Below are 17,372 nucleotides of genomic sequence, written 5' to 3'. Positions count from 1 at the left end.
AAGGGGCCTGGCAAAACGCCAGGCCCTGTTCGGGGAGTTGCAACAAATCAAAGCTTGAAATGGGCTTCGAGAATGTACTCGCGACCGCTGCTGTATTCGTTGGCCAGCTCGATCATCTGTGAGCCGTAGTACTGCTTGTAAGTCGAATCGAGCAGGTTGAGCGCGTCGAAGGTGAGCGAGAAGTTCTGGTTGAATTTGTAACCCAGCGAGGCATCCAGCTCCTTGAAGCTGTCGGTGTAGGAATCGGGCGCACCGGCCACGTAACCGCCGGCGAGGTACTTGCTGCGGTAGTTGTACGAGATGCTCGCGCTGTACGGCCCCTTCTCGAAGTAGGGGGCAAGGGTGTACGAGTTCTTGGAGTTGTACGGCAACGGACCGCCGGAGGCGGTGTGCGAATCGGAGTAGGTATAGTTGGCGCGCAGGCCAAAGCCGCTTTCACCAAAGGCCTGCTGGTAGCTGATGGCCGCGCCCTTCACCTTGGCCCGTCCGCCGTTGATGGGCGCCGATACGCTGTACTGGCAGTAGCCCGCCTCCGTGCAGAGGCCGTTGGCCACCAGCATCTGCCCGGTGGAACCCTGGATCAGCTGGGCCCACGAACCGTTCTGCCGGCCCTGCGTGGTCGCCGCGTTCACCACATAGTTCAGCACGTTCTTGTAGAAGCCCGACAGCGCGACGATGGACTCGTTGTTGAAGTACCACTCGCCGGACAGGTCGATGTTCACCGAACGATACGGCTTCAGGTCCGGGTTGCCGGCCGTGGCGGTGAGCACGGTGTCATTGGCTTCGAAGTACGGCGCGTACTGGTTGTACGGCGCGTAGGCTTCGGTTTCCGACGCTGCGCCGCGTATGATCACGTCCGGGGTGACGTTCCAGGCGATGTTGAACGCAGGCAGCCACTCGTTGTTCGTGCTGCTGGAGCCCACGTAGCCGAAGCCCGGCGGGAACACGCAATCCCAGGTGCTGCAGGTGCTGGGCACGTTGTAGCCCCACGAGTTGATCTTGGTCTGCACCCAGCGCACGCCGAGGTTGCCGTGCACGGTGTCGTTGCCGTAGTTCAACTGTGCATAGGCCGCAGTGTTCTGCTGGTTCACATTGAAGGTGTTGTCCCAGTAGTCCACCGGGTCGTTGGCGATCAGCGTGTTGCCATCCACCACGGCGTTGTAGACGGACTGGAAGCCCAGCGTCTGCACATGACGCACCGAGCTGCCTGACAGGCCGATGCTGGACGCACCCTGCAGGTTGGTCAGGCCGCCGTAGCCGATCTGGTTGAGCGTCATGTTCGGCACGCCTTCGTTGTAGATCAGCAACGACTGGCTTTCCCAGTGCTCGGCCCAACGAACGCCTGCCGCGATGTTGTTGAGGAACCCATTGAGGTCATAGGCGAAGTCGACCTGCGCGTATTCATCGCGTGCCTTGTACGGCTTGTAGCCGATGTTGCCGCCGAAGTCGTTGTCCGCCCAGTACTGCGGATTGTTCGCCGATGCCAGGTCGGTGAAGTTGAAGCCCTTGTTGATGTCCCAGTTGAAGCCGCCGCCGTAGAACAGCTCCTTGAAGGCCTGGCTGATGTCGTTGTTGGACGAGCTCATGCCGAGCTGCCCGGACAGCCGCCAGCCGTCGCCCTTGTAGGTACCACGCCAGTCGACGCCCTTGGTGCGGATGAACGACTTGCGTGCGTCGTTATCCATGAAGGTTTCCGCCGTGCTGGTGCACGAGGTGGTGTTGTAACAGGGCGTACCCACCTGCGTGCCGGACGTGACGATGCCGTTGTTGCCCGAGCTGAGGTGCGAGATGCCGGCGAAGTTGAAGCCGGCGATGGGGTACATCGACACATTGAGGTTGTCGAGGCGATCGGTCATGTACAGCAGGCTGAGCGTGCTGTCGAAGTGATCGTTCGGCTTGTACTGCAGGTTCACCAGCACGCTGCTGCGCTTTTCGGTCTGCTGGAAGTTGGCCGAGTTGAGCTCGGTGGGCATCAGATCGGTGGGCTGAAGCTGGCCAGCGGCCACCTGCCCGGCAATCCCCGCGTTCTTCTCGGCAATCTGGTACACCGGTGTATAGCTGAAGATCTCCTGGCCCTGGCGATCGGTCTTCTGCTCGTAGTGCTGGATGGACACATCCGCGCCAAAGGTCTTGTCGGCGTTATGCCAGCTGTAGAACAGCGACGCATTCGGCCGGCTCTGGTCGACCATGTCGTTGTAGTTCACGCCAAACGAGCCACTGAGCGTGTTCGCCGGTACGTCCAGCGGCTGGATGGTGTGCATGATCACCGTACCGCCCAGGCTGCCTTCAGGCAGGCGTGCCTCCGGGCTCTTGAACACTTCCAGCGAGCCCAGGATTTCCGGCGGCAACAGCGAATAGTTGAAACCGCGATTGGGGCTGTCGCCATACAGCCACATGGCCTGCGACACCGGATGGCCATCGAGGAACGCCAGGTTCAGGCTGGGATCGATGCCATCGATGCTCACGCGCTGGGTGGCGCCAAAGGCCCGATCCAGCGTGACGCCCGGAATCTGCGCCAGTGCTTCGGCCACATTGGTGGCCGGGAACTTGCCGATATCCTCGGCCGTGATGGCATCGACGATGGCATCGGCGTTGCGCTTGGTGTCCAGCGATTGCTGCAGGCTGGCGCGGATGCCGGTTACCGTCACCGTTTCCAGCTGCTTGGCCTGCGACTGGTCCGGGGTCTGCTGCGTGGTGGAACCCGGAGTCGCTGGCGGCGTGGTGGTGCCGGTCTGCGGTGCATCCTGTGCCTGGAGCGACATGGAGATACACAGTCCGGCAACGATGCTTGCGGCTAGCAGAGTCTTTCTGTGTGACATGACGTCCTCCCCTCGAAGGCTTTACTGCAGGCGACGCCGTGGGACATGGTCTGCAGCGTGTCGGTCGGGCATGGGCCCGGTTGGTTGGGAACTACCTCGGTTTTCCGTTCTCCCCGGCGCGAGGGTTTCGTGGATCACCCTCTCGGTCTTGCTGTTCGAGAAATAGCCCGGCGGCGCCGATGACGCCGTGCTGGCCGTGCTCCATCAGTCGTACGTGAACCTGCTGCAGAAAGGCGCGCATCACGCCTTTGTTGAAGAAACGCTGGCGGAAACTGCTGGTCAGCAGCACGTCGCGGATCTGCGGAAGAATGCCGCCCGCCAGGAACACGCCCCCGCGTGCGCCGTACAGCAGGCACAGGTCGCCGACGAAGCTGCCCAGCAGGCCGCAGAAAACATCCAGCGCTTCCACCGCCGCGTCGTCGCTGCGCTCCAGCGCTGCCTGCGTCACCTGGGCCGGTTGCGTGAAGACCGGCGGCTGGTGGCGCAGCGCGCGCAGGGCGCGGTAAAGGTTGAGCAGGCCCGGGCCCGAGAGGGCGTGTTCGAAGGATACGTAGGCACGGTCGCGTGCCAGGTAGCGCAGGATCTCGATTTCGCGTTCGTTGCCCGGTGCCAGGGCGATCTGGCCGGCCTCGGTGGCCAGCACGGTGGCGTGCGGCTGGCCGGGCAGCAGCACGGCCGAACCCAGGCCGGTGCCCGGGCCCATCACCAGCACCGGACCGGCGACGGGCGGCGCTTCGCTTTCAATCACTGCGGTGGTGTCGGCGTTGCTGAGGAACTGGGTGGCGTAGGCCACCGCTTCGAAGTCGTTGACCACGGCCAGCTGTTCGATGCCAAGGCTGTCGCGGATGTCGCGGATGGACACGGGCCAGGGCAGGTTGTCGTTGACGATGGCATCGCCCAGCACATAGCCGGCGCTGGCCACGGCGCAGCGATCCACGTGCACCGAGCGATCCAGCTGGCCCACGAAGTCCTGCAGCACCGCCGTCAGGCTCGGCCAGTCCGCGCACGCGTAGCGGTGGTACTGCAGCACCGTCACCGGGCGCGTGCCGTCCGGCTCGCGACTGACCAGTCCGATGCGTGCATGCGTGCCCCCGACGTCCGCAGCAAGGAAGGCTCGCCGCAGCAGAGGCAAGGGACGCGCGCCCAGGTTGTGGTTGCCGCTTTGCGACACAGCCATCCCCTCGTCACGCCGGTACCGCACAGCCCCCTGAAGGCCCGGTTTGGCCCGAGTCTCGTCCCGTAATGACAACGTTGTCAACAGAACGTTTTATCATGCGAAACAACGATTTGGCGCAGGCCAGCAATCGCAGCAAATGACGCCCTTCCCGCAAGAACATGCTGCTACGCAACATGTTGTTAAAAAAGAATATTTTGTCCATCCGAAAGCAATGCACTGCTGACAATCCACGCCTGCGGCGGCGCAGCAGAGCGCGCAGAAAAGGGGGTCATTGCGGCCAAGCTTGCGCGGGCCATTCCTTGGCTCGGTCGTGTCAAAATTTGACAACGTTACGCATAGCGTCGATAAAAGGTCTTTCGGGGGAGTACGGACCGCTCCAGGTCCGTCGTTCAGCGGCAATCCGCGGGGAGTAAAGTCGATCCATGTCTGCCACTACGCTTGCCGCCGGCGAGTCACGCTCATCCAGCGTGGTGCCGATGCTCATCATCGGCGTGCTGTTCTTTATCTTCGGTTTCGTCACCTGGCTCAACGGGCCGCTGATCACCTTCGTGAAGCTCGCTTTCAACGTCGATGACGTGTCCGCGTTCTTCGTGCCGCTGGTGTTCTATTTCTCGTATTTCTTCCTGGCCATTCCTTCCTCCAGCGTGCTTCGCCGCACCGGCATGAAGAAGGGCATGGGCCTGGGCCTGTTCGTAATGGCTATTGGCGCCGTGATCTTCGGCCAGTTCGTCAGCATGCGCATCTTCTACCCCGCCCTGGGCGGCCTGTTCGTGATCGGCGCGGGTCTTGCGCTGCTGCAGACTGCGTCCAATCCGTACATCAGCATCCTGGGCCCGATCGACAGCGCCGCGCAGCGCATCGCCTTCATGGGCATCTGCAACAAGGTGGCGGGTGCGCTGGCGCCGGCGGTGTTCGGCGCGCTGGTACTGAGCGGTATCGACACCTTCGATACGCAGGTAAAAGCCGCACCGACGCCGGAAGCGAAGGAAGCCCTGCTCAACGCCTTCGCCGCCAAGATCCACATGCCTTACATGATCATGGCCGGCCTGCTGGTGCTGCTGGCGATCTGGGTGATCCGCTCGCCGCTGCCGGAGATCAAGGCATCCGGCGCCAATGCCGAATCGGACATCGGCCATGCCAAGGGCGGCATCTTCAGCTTCCCGCACCTGTGGCTGGGCGTGCTGTGCCTGTTCCTCTACGTGGGCGTGGAAGTGATGGCGGGCGACGCCATCGGCACCTACGGCCAGGGTTTCGGCCTGCCGCTGGATGAAACCAAGCACTTCACCTCGTACACGCTGATTGCCATGCTCGGTGGTTATCTCGCCGGCCTGGTGCTGATTCCGCGCTTCATTTCGCAGCAGAGCTACCTGGCGGTGTCGGCCGTACTGGGCGTGCTGTTCACGCTGGGCGCGTACTTCACCACGGGCCACACGTCGGTGGGCTTCGTGGCCGCGCTGGGCTTTGCCAACGCCATGATGTGGCCGGCGATCTTCCCGCTGGCCATCCACGGCCTGGGCCGCCTCACCGAGCGCGGTTCGGCCATGCTGATCATGGCGATCGTGGGTGGCGCGCTGGTGCCGCAGTTGTTCGTGCACCTGAAACAGCACTTCAACTTCCAGCTGGTATTCATGGCACTGATGGTGCCCTGCTACCTGTACATCCTGTACTACGGCCTGAGGGGGCACCGCGTCGGTCAGCAGACGCACTGAGCCCGGTGGCGCGCACGGCGCGCCATCCGCAGGCCAGGCCTGCTGGGCTACGATGCCACCACTTTCTGTATTGCCGGAGTTTTCACGTTGCGCAACCCCACCATCAAGGACGTCGCCAAACGTTCGGGCGTTTCGCTCAAGACCGTCTCGCGCGTGATCAACCGCGAGGCTTCGGTGCGGGCCGACACGCGCGAGAAGGTCGAGCGTGCGATCGAGGCGCTGGGTTACCAGCCCAACCCGTCCGCACGCGGCCTGCGCAGTACGCATGCTTACGCCATCGGTCTGGTGTATGACAATCCGAACGCGCACTACGTGATCAGCATGCAGGACGGCGTGCTGTCCGCCTGCCGCGAACGCGGTTTCGGCCTGCTCATCCATCCCTGCGATTCCACCTCGCCGGACCTCGCGCAGGAATTGTGCTCGCTGGTGGAGCGCAATCGCCTGGCCGGCCTGGTGCTGGCGCCGCCGATGTCCGAACAGGCCGAGCTGATCAACACGCTCACCGAAAACGACATCAGCTTCGTGCGCATCATTTCCTCGCGCGAAGATCCCCATGATGGCGCGCCGTGCGTCTACATCGACGACCGCAGTGCGGCCTATGCGATCACCGAACACCTGATCCAGATGGGCCACAAGCGCATCGGATTCCTGTGGGGCGAACCGCACCACCGTTCCAGCCCGGAGCGCTACCAGGGGTATGCCGACGCGCTGCGCGACTATGGCCTGCCGATGGACAAGAAGCTGGTGCTGCCCGGCCGCTACGCGTTCGACGACGGTTTCCGCGGCGCACGCAAGCTGCTCGCGCTGAAGGATCCGCCGACCGCCATCTTCGGCAGCAACGATGAAATCGCCGCCGGCGTGCTCGCCGCTGCCCGCTCCAGCGGCATGGACGTGCCGTGGAATCTTTCCATTGCCGGTTTCGAGGACAGCCCGTTCTCCAAGCAGGCATGGCCGGCGCTGACCACCGCGCGCCAGTCCACCAGCGACATCGGCCGCCACGCGGCGCTGCAACTGATGGCCGAACTGCAACGCAAGTCCGGTGCGGCGGTGGAATTGCCGCACAGCGAATGTTTCGTACCCGAACTGGTCGTGCGCGGCTCTACCGCGCCGCCGCAAACCCCAACGCCACGCAAGGGCTGAGGACGCACCTCAGTCGTGCGGTGTGCGCCCACACGCATGCCAAGAGATAGACGATGAAGCAAGCCAGCTCCACCCTGATGTACCGCGAGGCCCATGAAGCGGCCGCCGTGGTCGAGCGCCAGCTGCGTGAGAACGCGCCGATCCTTGCGAAGCTCGGCGAACAGCTGCGGGCCAAGCCGCCTCGCTTCATCGTCACCTGTGCACGCGGCAGCTCCGACCATGCTGCCGCCTACGCCAAGTATGTGTTCGAGACCCGCCTGGGCCTGATCACGGCCTCGGCCTCGCCGTCGATTTCCTCCATCTACGATGCCGACCTGCACCTGGACGGCGCGCTGTTCATCGCCATCTCGCAGTCGGGCAAGAGCCCTGACCTGCTGCGCAGCGCGCAGGCCGCCAAGGACGCCGGTGCCCACGTGGTGGCGCTGGTGAACGTGGAAGACTCCCCCCTGGCGCAGATGGCCGACACCTTCGTGCCGCTGCGCGCCGGCCCGGAGCTGAGCGTGGCCGCCACCAAGAGCTACCTCGCCACGCTCGCCGCCGTGCTGCAGCTGACCGCGCACTGGGGCAACGACGCCGAACTGCACGGCATCGCCGAACGCCTGCCGGACGATCTGCGCCGCGGCTGGGACTGCGACTGGAGCCCGATGGTCGAAGGCCTCACCAAGGCGAGCAGCCTGTTCGTGGTGGGCCGCGGCTACGGTTTCGGCGCCGCGCTGGAAGCGGCGCTCAAGCTCAAGGAAACCTGCGGCCTGCACGCGGAAGCCTTCAGCGCCGCCGAAGTGAAGCATGGCCCCATGGCCATCGTGGGCGAAGGTTTTCCGGTGCTGTTCTTCGCGCAGGGTGATGGCACGCAGGACAACACCATTGCCGTCGCCAACGAATTCCGCGCACGCGGTGCACGCGTGTTCATCGCCGCGCCGGGCAACCACGATCCGGACAAGCTGCCGCTCCCCGATGGCGTATCGCCGATGGTGACGCCGCTGCTGGCCGTGCAGAGCTTCTATCGCGCCGCCAGCGAGTTGTCGTTGGCGCGCGGCTTTGACCCGGACGTACCGCCGCACCTGCGCAAGGTCACGGAGACGATGTAATGACCACCCCCATCACCGCACTCGTCAACGGTCGCGTGCTCACTGACCACGGCCCGCGCGACGGGCTGGTGGTGCTGGTGCGCGGCGAGCGCATCGAAGCCATCGTGCACAGCGACGATCCGCGCGTGACCGGCGCACAGCAGCACGACCTCAAGGGTCGCCTGCTGCTGCCGGGCTTCATCGACGTGCAGGTCAACGGCGGCGGCGGCGTGCTGTTCAATGCCGAACCCACCGTGGAAGCGCTGGCCACCATCGGCGCGGCGCACCGCAAGTACGGCACCACCGGCTTCCTGCCCACGCTGATCACCGACACGTCCGACGTGATGCGCAAGGCGCTCGACGCCGTGGACGCGGCCATCGAGCAAGGCGTGCCGGGCGTGCTCGGCATCCATTTGGAAGGCCCATTCCTCGCCACCGCGCGCAAGGGCATCCACGACGCCAGCCTGTTCCGCCTGCCCAGCGCCGAGGACCTCGCCGCCATCACGCGCAATCGCCGTGGCGTGGTGATGCTCACGCTGGCCGTGGAAGAAGTGCCGCTGGACACCATTCGCCAGCTCAGCGAAGCCGGCGTGCTGGTGGTGGCCGGCCACACCGCTGCCACCTACGCCGGCACGCGCGCTGCGCTGGATGCCGGCGTGTGCGGCTTCACCCATCTGTACAACGCCATGACGCCGCTCGGCAGCCGCGAGCCCGGCGTGGTTGGCGCGGCGCTGGACGATCCGCACAGCTGGTGTGGCCTGATCGTGGATGGCCACCATGTGCACCCGGTCGCGCTGCGCGTGGCCATTGCGGCCAAGGCCAAGGGCAAGAGCGTGCTGGTCACCGACGCGATGCCGCCGGTGGGCTCGGACAGCCCGGAGTACGTGCTCAACGGCCAGACCATCATCGCGCGCGACGGTATCTGCCAGAGCGACGCGGGCGTGCTTGCCGGCTCGGCGCTGGACATGGCCACCGGCGTGCGCAACCTGGTGGACATGGTCGGCCTGCCGCTGGCCGAGGCATCGCGCATGGCCAGTGCCTATCCCGCGGCGTGGCTGGGGCTTGATCGCACGCACGGCCGCCTCGTGGCCGGACAGCGCGCGGACTTCGCCGTGCTGGACGATGGTCTGGTGGTGAAGGAAACCTGGATCTCGGGCGTGCGTTACGACGCCTGAGCCACGCCCCGGATGTTCTGGCCTTCTTTGTAGGAGCGCACTTGTGCGCGACAACCGGACGGAGCGGTGAGCCCGTTACACCGCGGTCGCGCACAAGTGCGCTCCAACAAAAGAACCGAAGCGCGGCGTATCCATGGTGGGAACGCACCCTTTGCGCGATCGCAGCGCTCCCATCTCACCGCCCTATCAGGGCGTTGCGCACAAGGTGCGCTCCCCGAGACGCAGTGACGGCAACGCTGCACTTACTCGTACACGTGCAGCCGGTTGAAGATCCAGGCGTGATACGACTTCACCAGGCCGGGCTGCGCGCAATCGGTGTAGAGGCCGTTGCAGCGCGTGCGCAGTGAGATGGCGGCGGAGAAGTACGGGTCGGTCGGCAAGTCCGCGGCCTGCAGCACCATGCTCGGCAGCAGTGCGATGTCGAGCATCGGGTACTTCGGCAGCGCGGCACCCTGGAAGTTGCTCTTGATCATGTAATAGGTGAGGTAGTCCTTATACGAGGACAGCCCCTCCGGCCACGTGCGCGGCATGTCCTTGATCAGGCCACTGAACGACGGCTGGTGGTCGCCGAAGTGCACCAGCACCGTGGGCTGCGGGCGGTCGAGGAAGTCGTGCTCCAGCCCGTGCATGGCCGCGTCGGAGTTGTGCAGGTTCGACAGGTAGGTGTTGAAGTTGATCGACTCGCGCGTCGGCAGGCCCTTGAGCACGCCCTTGTTGAACGGCGGCGGCAGCGCGGACAACGGATCGGTATCGTGCGGGCCGTGCTGCGCCAGCGTCAGGATCATCACGAACACCGGCTGGCCGGGCTTCTTCACCTTGTCGTAGACGCGCTTGGCGGCGTCGAACATCTGCTTGTCGGTCTCCTCCCACTCTTCCAGGCCCAGCTGGCCGGCGTCGTAGAACTGGTCGAAGCCATACGCCTTATAGGCGTTGCGACCATTGAGGAACGAACCGTTGGTCGGATAGATCGCCACGGTGAGGTAACCCAGGCGCTGCAGCTGGCGCGGCAGGCTGTCCTGCACGTGGGGCGCCAGCACGTAAGGCGCATACATGCCGCCCGGGCCGAAGATGTCCTGCGGCATGCCGGTGAGCGTGGCGAACTCGCTCACCCAGGTACCGCCGCCGAAGGTATGCACGCGCATCGGGCCGGTGGCACGCGTGCGCACGTCAGGCTTGAACATCGCCACGCGGCATTCGGGGATGTTGCACTGGGTGAAGTTGGACGGGTTGAAGGTGCTTTCTTCCAGCACCTGCACGATGTCCGGGTACGACTCCGGCGAGCGCGGCTCGGCGGCCGGTTCGCCCGAAGCGGTGCTGCCCCAGTCCTGCTCGGCCTGCGCGTCGTCACCCAGTGCCGGCAGGCGGATGTCCGAGTCGCTGAAGTTGACGAAGAAGTTGGTGATCTGCGCGTCGTCGGAAAGTTTCTCCCACACGTTTTTCGCATGCACCTCGGCGAACGGGCCGTTGGGCAGCAGGCAGATCCAGAATGCGAACGCCCACACCGCCACGCCACCCAGGCGCATCGTCCACGCGCGACGCGGGCTTTGCTGCGCCAGCAGGCGACGATCGAAACGCCATACCGCCCACAACGCCAGCGGTGTCACCACGCACACGCCCAGCGTGAGCAGCCACAGGTGCGGGTAATGGCGCAGGGTTTCGAGCAGGCTGCTGCGCGCGTAATAGATGAAGTCCGCCGGCATCAGCGGCGAATCGAGGTAACGCAGCTTCATCACGGACAGGAAGTTCAGCCCGAGGAACAGGCCGCCGCTCACCACCAGTGCCGTGGCCGGACGGGCAAACGCGGACAGCAGCATGCCGAACGCGCACACCATCAGCGCGATCACAAAACCCTGCTGCAGCAAGGCGGGCTCGCGCAGCGCGGTCATGTTGATGCAAAACAAGAAGAAGGCTGCGGCGATCAGCCAAGGCCCACTTTTTCGCAGGAAGCGAAGCGGTTGTTGCGGCATGTAAGGCAAGGCCCCCTGATTTGGCCCGGTGTCATCTGGGTGCAATTCTACGGTCTTGCCGCCGTCACATGCACAATGGACGGCAACGGCCAAACGGCGCCACCATGCGGTTCAGCAGCCGTTGAGCGGGCGGATCGTCACGCCGATCTGCTAGCTTTGCGCCCCCTTTGCCTCCCTTTGTCCCCACGGACCGGCCCATGACCCCTCGTTTGCTCCCCCTTGCCGCCCTGGCCGCCGCCGTCCTGGCGGGCTGCGCCAGCCAGTCGACCAGCCACTCCGCCACCGCCCTGCCCGATGGCAGCCGCGCCCAGGTGGCCATCCTGGAGACCACGGACGTCCACTCCAACGTGCTCAGCTACGACTATTACAAGCAGCGCGAGGACGATTCGGTGGGCTACGAGCGGGTCGCCACCCTGATCCGCCGCGCCCGCGCCCAGTACCCGAACAGCTTCCTGTTCGACAGCGGCGACACCATCCAGGGCAGCGTGCTGGCCGATTACCAGTCGCTGGTGAAGCCGGTGGGCTGCGGCGAGGAGCTGGGCATCTACCAGGCCATGGACGCCATGGGCTACGACGGCGGCACCGCCGGCAACCACGAGTTCAACTACGGCCTGGGCTTTCTTTCCCAGGTCACCGGCACGCCGATGAACGTGGAAGGCGGCCATGCCGACCGCTGTGCCGGCCCGCACTTCCCGCTGGTGCTCTCCAACGTGTTCAGCACCCGCGACGGCGCGCCGATCTTCAAGCCGTGGACGGTGGTGCAGAAGGACATCACCGTTACCGCGCCGGACGGCAGCACCCGCAAGCTGCCGCTCAAGGTGGGCATCATCGGCTTCACGCCGCCGCCGATCCTGGACTGGGACAAGCAAAACCTGGCCGGCAAGGTCACCGTGACCGGCGTGGTCGAAGCCGCACAGAAGTACCTGCCGGAGCTTGAAGCACAGCACCCGGATGTGGTTGTGGCCGTGCTGCACGGCGGCCTCAACACCGCGCCGTACACGCCTGACATGGAAAACGGCGGCTGGTATCTGGCCGGCATTCCGGGCATCGACGTGCTGCTGCTCGGCCACTCGCACACCGAATTCCCCGGCCCGCACTACAAGGGCATGAAGGACGTGGACGCCGAGCGCGGCTTCGTGCGTGGCAAGCCCGCGGTCATGGGCGGATTCTTCGGCAAGGACCTGGGCGTGATCGACCTGGCCCTGCAGCGCAAGGACGGCCGCTGGGTGATCGATGACAGCCAGACGCACAGCGAAGTGCGCCCCATCTGTCCGAAGAAGAACGACTGTGTCCCCGCCGACCCGGCCATCGCCCCGCTGGTGCAGCAGGCGCATGAAGCCGCCGTGGCCTACGTGAACACGCCCATCGGCCAAACGCGCGTGCACCTGAGCAGCTACTTCGCCGACGAAGGCAACATGACCGCGCTGGCGCCGATCAACGCGGCCATGCGCGACTACGTGCAGAACGAACTGCCCAAGACGCATCCGGAACTGGCCAAGGTGCCGGTACTGTCGGCAGCCGCGGCATTCCGTACCGGCTTCGGCGGCCCGGACGACTACACCGACGTTGCCGCTGGCCCGCTCACCCTGCGCAGTGCCGCCGACCTTTACTTCTACCCGAACACGCTCGCCGCGGTGAAAGTGGACGGCGCCGGCCTCAAGGCATGGCTGGAGAAATCCGCCGAACGCTTCAACCAGATCGATCCGGCCAAGGAAGGCGAGCAGCCGCTGATTGGCGACCGCCTGCCCGGCTACAACTTCGACCAGATCCAGGGCGACCTGAGCTACCAGATCAACGTGACCAAGCCCGTCAGCCAACGCATCGGCAAGCTCACCTACAAAGGCAAGCCGGTGAAGCCGGATCAGGTGTTCGTGGTGGCCACCAACAACTACCGCGCCAGCGGCGGCGGCAGCTTCCCCGGCCTGGACGGCAGCAACGTGGTGCTGGCCGCACCCGATGGCGCCCGCGAGATCCTGGCCAAATGGCTGCAGAAGAAGCAGACCCTGACGGCGAACGACCTGCCCGCCACCTCCTGGCATTTCGCTCCGGTGAAGACCCGCGGCGAGGTGGTGTTCAAGGCCGCCACCGGCAAGCAGGACGTGGCGCGCGAAGCGGAGTTGAAGAACATCCGCCAGGTGAAGGACAACGGCGACGGCACGGCGGTTTACGCCATCGACCTGTCGCATTGAAGGCATAGGTGGAGGTCGCGCCCGGCGCGCGTCCCCCACTCGGTGAGACCACACCCTGTGCGCGACGGCATGGCGCTCCGTTTCCGCCGTCGCGCACAGGGTGCGCTCCCACAGATTCACTCTTTGGGGCGGAGAACGGCCCGCCTGGACGTCCAAAAGTTTCAAACGTACCTGTTGACTGCAGTGCAGCAATCGACCTAAGGTCGGGCTCATGTCGCCGCTCATCGCACCCGCACGCCTGTTCCTGAACCCGGTTTCCACCGGGTGCGTGCTGCTGTCCGGCGCCACGTCCATCGCCACCATGACCACCACTACGACCACTATTACCACCGGGTCGGGGTGGGTCTCCGTGCGCGAATAAGTTCCTGACGCAAACGGCCCCGCCCTCGATGAGGCGGGCCGGCGTACACACCGACTCCCCCTCGACGAGCACGGGCCACCACTTTGGAGGCCACCGTGAACGCTGTCGCATCGCCCTCGCTCGAACAACCGTCGCTACCGCCACATGCCATGGCGCTGCCGACGACTACCGCGCGCCAGCGCGCCCTCGCCGTGGGCCTGGTCGGCCCCGGCCGTGTCGGCAGCGCCTTGCTGGACCAGTTGCGCGCCGCGCAGCCGCGACTGGCGCGGGCGGGTCTGGACCTGCGCCTGTGCGGCGTGGCGGCCAGTCGGCGCATGTGGCTGGATATCGACGATCCCGAGCTCAATGGTCGCCACGACAGCGCGCAGACCTGGCGTCCGAGCAACCTCGATGATTTCACCGCCCACCTGCGTGGCGACGATGGCCGCCACGCCCTGCTGATCGACTGCAGTGCCAGCGATGCCGTGGCATCGCGTTATGCCCAATGGCTGGCCAGCGGCATCCACGTGGTGACGCCCAACAAGCTCGCCAGCAGCGGCCCGCTGGATCGGCTGCAGGCCATCCAGGCCGCCTGTGGCCATGGCGCGCGCTTCCGCTACGAAGCCACGGTATGCGCTGGCCTGCCCGTGGTGCAGACACTGCGCGACCTGCTCGACACCGGCGATGAACTGCTCGCGGTGGAAGGCATGTTCTCCGGCACGCTGGCGTGGCTGTGCAATCGCCACGACGGCAACCGCCCGTTCTCCGCGCTGGTGCGCGAGGCGCATGCACTGGGCTACACCGAGCCCGATCCGCGCGACGATCTTTCCGGCCTGGACGTGGCGCGCAAGCTGGTGATCCTGGCGCGCGAAGCGGGCTGGTCGCTGTCGCTGGACGATGTCGAGGTGCAGAGCCTGGTGCCACCCGAACTGGCCGCGCTGCCCGCCGATGAGGTGATGGAACACCTGCACCTGCTCGATGCTTCGATGGCGCGCCACGTCGCGCAGGCACAGACGCAGGGCTGCGTGTTGCGTCATGTGGCCAGCCTCGACGCGAAAGGCCACGCCAGCGTGCGGCTGGCCGTGTTGCCGGTGTCGCACCCGTTCGCGCACACACGTCTCACCGACAACATCGTACAGTTCACCACGCACCGTTACCGCGAGAACCCCATGCTGGTGCAAGGTCCCGGCGCCGGTCCGGAAGTGACGGCGGCGGGCGTGTTCACCGACTTGTTGCGCATCGCCGAATCGCTGGAGGTGCGCTGATGAATGCCCGACTGATGGATCCTGTTGTGTCCCCCCAACGCGCCCTGAGCGCGCAAGCCATGGCGTATGCCAGCGTCGGCAATGTCGCCGTGGGCTTCGACATCCTTGGCCACAGCGTGGCCGGCGCCGGCGATCGCGCCGTGGTGCGGCGTATCGATGAACCGGTGGTGCGCATCGCCGCCATCCACGGCGTGGTCACCGACCTGCCGCTGGATGCGGCCAGCAACACCGCGGGCGCGGCGCTGATGTCGCTGCGCCGCGCACTGGGCCTGCGCCACGGTTTTGAAGTGGAACTGCACAAGGGCATCGCCCTGGGTTCCGGCATGGGCGGTTCTGCCGCCTCGTGCGTGGCCGCTCTGGTGGCTGCCAATGCATTGCTGGAACGCCCGCTGCCACGCGAAGCGCTCTACGGTTTTGCGCTGGACGGCGAGGCCGTGGCCAGCGGCAGCCGCCATGGCGACAACCTGGGGCCGATGCTGCTGGGCGGCCTGGTGCTGTCCACGCGGGATCGCTTGATTCGCCTTGCCGTGCCGGAAAGCTGGCATTGCGCGCTGGTGCATCCGCATGTGGTACTGGAGACGCGTCAGGCGCGTGCGGTGCTGTCCAAGGGTTTCGATCTTCACGACGTGGTGGCACAACACGCCAACCTCGCGCTGTTCCTGACCGGCTGCCAGCGCGGTGACGCCGAACTGGTGCGCGAAGGCCTGAAGGACGTGCTGGTGGAACCAAGGCGCGCGCCGCTGGTCCCAGCCTTTGCGCGCGTGAAGCAGGCCGCGCTGGATCACGCTGCGCTCGGCGCAAGTATTTCCGGCGCCGGCCCCAGTGTGTTCGGCTGGTACGAACGACGCGAGGACGCGCAACGCGCGGCGGTAGCGATGGCCGCGGCATTCGCGGAAGAAGGCCTCGCCAGCGATGTACTGGTGTCACCCATCAACGGACCCGCCGCGGCGCTGGTCGACGAGGAAGAAGCGGCATGAGCGAGCCGTTGCACTACCGTAGTACGCGAGGCGCGAAGCATGCGGCCCATATCGAGGAAGTGATCGCCGCGGGCCTGGCGCCCGATGGTGGCCTGTACGTGCCCGAAGCGCTGCCGCAGCGGGACGCCGCCGACTTCGACCCGAATGGCTCGCTGGCCGATACCGCCACGACCCTGCTCGAACCGTTCTTCCGCAGCTCGTCGCTGGCGGGCGAGCTCCCTGCCATCTGCCGCGAAGCGCTGGATTTCGACGTGCCGCTGCGCCCCTTGTCGTATCGCGACGACGCGTCGGTGCTGGAGCTGTTCCATGGGCCCAGCGCGGCATTCAAGGATGTCGGCGCGCGCTTTCTCGCGGCCTGTTTCCGACGCCTGCGCCGTGACAGCGACGTGCCGCTGACCATTCTGGTGGCCACCTCGGGCGATACCGGCGCAGCAGTCGCCGCCGCGTTCCACCGGCAGCCCGGCGTGCGCGTGGTGATTCTCTATCCGGATGGCCGCGTGTCGCCGCGCCAGGCGCATCAGCTCGGCTGCTTTGGCGACAACGTGCAGGCGCTTCGCGTAGACGGCAGCTTCGACGACTGCCAGCGCATGGTGAAGGCGGCGTTGAACGATGCCGAACTGCAGCGGCGCGTGCCGCTCTCGTCCGCCAACAGCATCAGCCTCGGCCGCTTGCTGCCGCAGATGAGCTACTACGCCCATGCTTCGCTGGCATGGTGGCGCGAGCAGCGCTCACCGCTCAACTTCATCGTGCCGACCGGCAACCTGGGCAATGCGCTGGCGTGTGTATGGGTGCGCGAAATGGGCCTGCCGGTGGGCGAGATCCACTTGGCCTGCAACGCCAACGCCACGCTGAGCGATTACTTCGATGGCTCGCCCTACTCGCCGCGCCCGGCCATCGCCACGCTGGCCAACGCCATGGACGTGGGTGCACCGAGCAACTTCGAGCGGCTGCGCTGGACCTTCCCGCACGACCACGAGCTGCGCCTGCAACTGCACGCCCATAGCGTCGATGACGAAACCATCTGCGAGACCATCGTGCGCCACGCCCGCGACCATGGCGAGGTGTTCTGCCCGCACACCGCAACGGCAGTGCATCTGCTCGACCAGATGGGCGTAACCGGCCTGCCCTGGGCGGTGGTGGCCACGGCGCATCCCGCGAAGTTCGACAGCGTGGTCGAGCCGTTGATCGGCGAGCATCTGGCGGTGCCACCGGCGCTGGCGGCCATGCTGCAGCGTCCGGCGCATGCGGAGCCGATGGCAGCCCGCGAAGCAGATCTCAAGAATTGGCTGGGTGAACGGATGAAAGTGACGAGTACGGTGGCTGCCGAATAACGGCGAATCGCCGACCAAGGCTTCAGCTAGGACGCTCTCGTCGCGGTCGTTCAACCCTCACCGTCAACCAACCCTCACCGTCATCCCGGCGAAGGCCGGGATCCAGTGACTTTCGTTTTTTCCGAGGTCCAGAGCAAAGTCGCTGGATCCCGGCCTTCGCCGGGATGACGGTGAGGGGACGGGTACGTTGAGGGTGCGTTTAGAGCACGCAAACCT

At 65.7% G+C, this 17,372-nt stretch carries 12 protein-coding genes; 9 read left to right on the top strand and 3 right to left on the bottom strand.

Annotation, left to right across the window (positions count from 1 at the left end):
* Window positions 1-47: 47 nt before the first annotated feature.
* The gene (locus tag H8F01_RS11020) at window positions 48-2,819 is read right to left on the bottom strand and encodes a TonB-dependent receptor (protein ID WP_425490104.1); all 2,772 of its coding nucleotides are present in this window, start codon (window positions 2,817-2,819) and stop codon (window positions 48-50) included.
* Window positions 2,820-2,910: 91 nt separating this feature from the next.
* Window positions 2,911-3,996 carry a glucokinase gene (glk, locus tag H8F01_RS11015; RefSeq protein WP_187059056.1) on the bottom strand — a complete coding sequence of 362 codons (1,086 nt, stop codon included), beginning with the start codon at window positions 3,994-3,996 and terminating at the stop codon, window positions 2,911-2,913.
* Between the two features lie 422 nt (window positions 3,997-4,418).
* On the opposite strand from glk, the gene H8F01_RS11010 reads away from it, so the two are divergent.
* The 4 genes from H8F01_RS11010 (at window position 4,419) to nagA (ending at window position 9,087) form a co-directional block, all read left to right on the top strand.
* Complete coding sequence (locus H8F01_RS11010; RefSeq protein WP_187059055.1) at window positions 4,419-5,705, top strand: sugar MFS transporter; 1,287 nt, start codon at window positions 4,419-4,421, stop codon at window positions 5,703-5,705.
* Between the two features lie 87 nt (window positions 5,706-5,792).
* Entirely contained in the window at window positions 5,793-6,845 is a 1,053-nt protein-coding gene (locus H8F01_RS11005; protein WP_187059054.1) for a LacI family DNA-binding transcriptional regulator, read from the top strand.
* 53 nt (window positions 6,846-6,898) lie between these two features.
* The gene (locus tag H8F01_RS11000) at window positions 6,899-7,933 is read left to right on the top strand and encodes an SIS domain-containing protein (protein ID WP_187059053.1); all 1,035 of its coding nucleotides are present in this window, start codon (window positions 6,899-6,901) and stop codon (window positions 7,931-7,933) included.
* Window positions 7,933-9,087 carry an N-acetylglucosamine-6-phosphate deacetylase gene (gene nagA / locus H8F01_RS10995; protein WP_187059052.1) on the top strand — a complete coding sequence of 385 codons (1,155 nt, stop codon included), beginning with the start codon at window positions 7,933-7,935 and terminating at the stop codon, window positions 9,085-9,087. Before H8F01_RS11000 ends, nagA begins: the two co-directional genes overlap by 1 nt.
* A gap of 242 nt (window positions 9,088-9,329) precedes the next feature.
* Here the strand turns inward: nagA and H8F01_RS10990 are convergent, their stop codons facing one another.
* A complete protein-coding gene (locus H8F01_RS10990; protein ID WP_338017298.1) occupies window positions 9,330-10,973 on the bottom strand; it encodes an LTA synthase family protein in 1,644 nt (547 codons plus the stop codon).
* Window positions 10,974-11,251: 278 nt separating this feature from the next.
* On the opposite strand from H8F01_RS10990, the gene H8F01_RS10985 reads away from it, so the two are divergent.
* From H8F01_RS10985 to thrC, 5 genes are all read left to right on the top strand, one after another.
* A complete protein-coding gene (locus H8F01_RS10985; RefSeq protein WP_187059050.1) occupies window positions 11,252-13,243 on the top strand; it encodes a bifunctional 2',3'-cyclic-nucleotide 2'-phosphodiesterase/3'-nucleotidase in 1,992 nt (663 codons plus the stop codon).
* Window positions 13,244-13,454: 211 nt separating this feature from the next.
* Window positions 13,455-13,604: a hypothetical protein gene (locus H8F01_RS10980; RefSeq protein WP_187059049.1), complete on the top strand. Its 150-nt coding sequence runs from the start codon at window positions 13,455-13,457 to the stop codon at window positions 13,602-13,604.
* Between the two features lie 149 nt (window positions 13,605-13,753).
* The gene (locus H8F01_RS10975) at window positions 13,754-14,848 is read left to right on the top strand and encodes a homoserine dehydrogenase family protein (RefSeq protein WP_187059248.1); all 1,095 of its coding nucleotides are present in this window, start codon (window positions 13,754-13,756) and stop codon (window positions 14,846-14,848) included.
* Window positions 14,848-15,825 carry a homoserine kinase gene (locus H8F01_RS10970; RefSeq protein ID WP_187059048.1) on the top strand — a complete coding sequence of 326 codons (978 nt, stop codon included), beginning with the start codon at window positions 14,848-14,850 and terminating at the stop codon, window positions 15,823-15,825. Before H8F01_RS10975 ends, H8F01_RS10970 begins: the two co-directional genes overlap by 1 nt.
* Complete coding sequence (gene thrC / locus H8F01_RS10965) at window positions 15,822-17,156, top strand: threonine synthase (RefSeq protein WP_187059047.1); 1,335 nt, start codon at window positions 15,822-15,824, stop codon at window positions 17,154-17,156. The genes H8F01_RS10970 and thrC overlap by 4 nt, the downstream gene beginning before the upstream one ends.
* Window positions 17,157-17,372 lie beyond the last annotated feature (216 nt).

Source organism: Dyella telluris, assembly GCF_014297575.1.
Lineage (GTDB): Bacteria > Pseudomonadota > Gammaproteobacteria > Xanthomonadales > Rhodanobacteraceae > Dyella > Dyella telluris.
The sequence above is the reverse complement of the archived record's forward strand: the minus strand, read 5'-3'. Positions and strand labels throughout refer to the sequence as shown.

Excerpts from the sequence above, each read along its gene's own strand:
- H8F01_RS11020 (WP_425490104.1), bottom strand. The coding sequence starts at position 2,819 with ATGTCACACAGAAAGACTCTGCTAGCCGCAAGCATCGTTGCCGGACTG.
- glk (WP_187059056.1), bottom strand. The coding sequence starts at position 3,996 with ATGGCTGTGTCGCAAAGCGGCAACCACAACCTGGGCGCGCGTCCCTTG.
- H8F01_RS11010 (WP_187059055.1), top strand. The coding sequence starts at position 4,419 with ATGTCTGCCACTACGCTTGCCGCCGGCGAGTCACGCTCATCCAGCGTG.
- H8F01_RS11000 (WP_187059053.1), top strand. The coding sequence starts at position 6,899 with ATGAAGCAAGCCAGCTCCACCCTGATGTACCGCGAGGCCCATGAAGCG.
- nagA (WP_187059052.1), top strand. The coding sequence starts at position 7,933 with ATGACCACCCCCATCACCGCACTCGTCAACGGTCGCGTGCTCACTGAC.
- H8F01_RS10990 (WP_338017298.1), bottom strand. The coding sequence starts at position 10,973 with ATGACCGCGCTGCGCGAGCCCGCCTTGCTGCAGCAGGGTTTTGTGATC.
- H8F01_RS10985 (WP_187059050.1), top strand. The coding sequence starts at position 11,252 with ATGACCCCTCGTTTGCTCCCCCTTGCCGCCCTGGCCGCCGCCGTCCTG.
- H8F01_RS10980 (WP_187059049.1), top strand. The coding sequence starts at position 13,455 with ATGTCGCCGCTCATCGCACCCGCACGCCTGTTCCTGAACCCGGTTTCC.
- H8F01_RS10975 (WP_187059248.1), top strand. The coding sequence starts at position 13,754 with ATGGCGCTGCCGACGACTACCGCGCGCCAGCGCGCCCTCGCCGTGGGC.
- H8F01_RS10970 (WP_187059048.1), top strand. The coding sequence starts at position 14,848 with ATGAATGCCCGACTGATGGATCCTGTTGTGTCCCCCCAACGCGCCCTG.
- thrC (WP_187059047.1), top strand. The coding sequence starts at position 15,822 with ATGAGCGAGCCGTTGCACTACCGTAGTACGCGAGGCGCGAAGCATGCG.